This is a genomic window from Emticicia sp. CRIBPO (assembly GCF_009905725.1).
Taxonomy (GTDB): domain Bacteria; phylum Bacteroidota; class Bacteroidia; order Cytophagales; family Spirosomataceae; genus Leadbetterella.
Window position 1 is genome coordinate 1 of record NZ_JAAAKV010000030.1, and the last position, 1427, is coordinate 1427.

1 protein-coding gene is annotated in these 1427 nt (G+C 47.8%); it reads right to left on the reverse strand.

The window, feature by feature from the left end; translation table 11 throughout:
* Window positions 1-1427, reverse strand: a 1427-nt coding sequence (locus GVN16_RS25930) for a hypothetical protein (protein ID WP_166566884.1), incomplete at both ends; no start/stop codon positions are given.

Here is a 1427-nt window from a genome sequence, read left to right on the forward strand (position 1 = left end):
CCGCCACAGGTAGTCGGATTCACAGCTGAACCCAAGGTTAATGTTGCGGTGCTCGGATCAGTCAGGTTTCTTGATCCTGATGCTGAACTAGTACAACCGCTTACAGTGATAGAGAACACGGAGTATGGTCCCGCCACAAGGCCTGATAGCGTAAATGCACCCGAAGCTACTGTAACTGAAGCAGTTTTCGCTGCACCATCATTATAGTTCAAAGTATAAGTTCCATCCGCTAAAGTGGTGGTGAAGGCAATGCTTCCGTTTGTTCCACCGCAGGTGGTTGGATTAACTGCTGAGCCTAAAGTCAATGTCGCTGTGGTAGGATCAGTTAAGGCCCTTGATCCTGAAGCTGAACTTGTACATCCACTGACAGTGATAGAGAATCCGGAGTATGATCCAGCTATAAGTCCTGACAGTGTAAATGCCCCTGAAGCTACTGTAACAGAAGCTGTTTTAGCTGTTCCGTCAGAGTAATTCAAAGTGTAAGTGCCATCCGCTAAAGTAGTGGTGAAAGCAATGCTTCCGTTTGTTCCGCCGCATGTGGTTGGATTAACAGAAGAGCCCAAAGTCAATGTCGCCGTAGTCGGATCAGTCAATGTTCTTGATCCTGAAGCTGAACTTGTACAGCCGCTTACAGTTATTGAGAATGAAGAATATGATCCTGCCGGAAGTCCTGATAGTGTAAATGCACCAGAAGCTACTGTAACAGAAGCGGTTTTGGCCGCTCCGTCATTATAATTCAAAGTGTAAGTCCCGTCAGCCAAAGTGATCGTGAAGGCAATGCTTCCGTTTGTTCCGCCACAGGTGCTTGGATTAACAGCTGAGCCCAAGGTCAATGTCGCTGTACTAGGATCGCTCAGAGTGGTTGATCCCGAAGCTGAACTTGTACAACTGCTTACAGTTATTGAGAATGAAGAATATGATCCTGCCGGCAGTCCTGATAGCGTAAACGCACCCGAAGCCACCGTAACTGAAGCCGTTTTAGCTGCTCCATCTGAGTAATTCAACGTGTATGTGCCATCTGCTAAAGTAGTGGTGAAAGCAATGCTTCCGTTTGTTCCGCCACAAGTGGTTGGATTAACAGAAGAGCCTAAAGTCAATGTCGCTGTAGTCGGATCAGTTAGCGTTCTTGATCCTGACGCGGTACTTATACAACCGCTTACAGTGATAGAGAATCCTGAGTATGACCCTGCCACAAGTCCTGATAGGGTAAATGCCCCCGAAGCTACTGTAACAGAAGCGGTTTTGGCTGCTCCGTCAGAGTAATTCAGAGTGTAAGTTCCGTCCGCTAAAGTGGTCGTGAAAGCGATGCTTCCGTTTGTTCCGCCACATGTGGTTGGATTAACAGCTGAGCCCAAGGTCAATGTCGCTGTACTAGGATCGCTCAGAGTGGTTGATCCCGAAGCCGAACTTGTACAGCCGCTTACAGT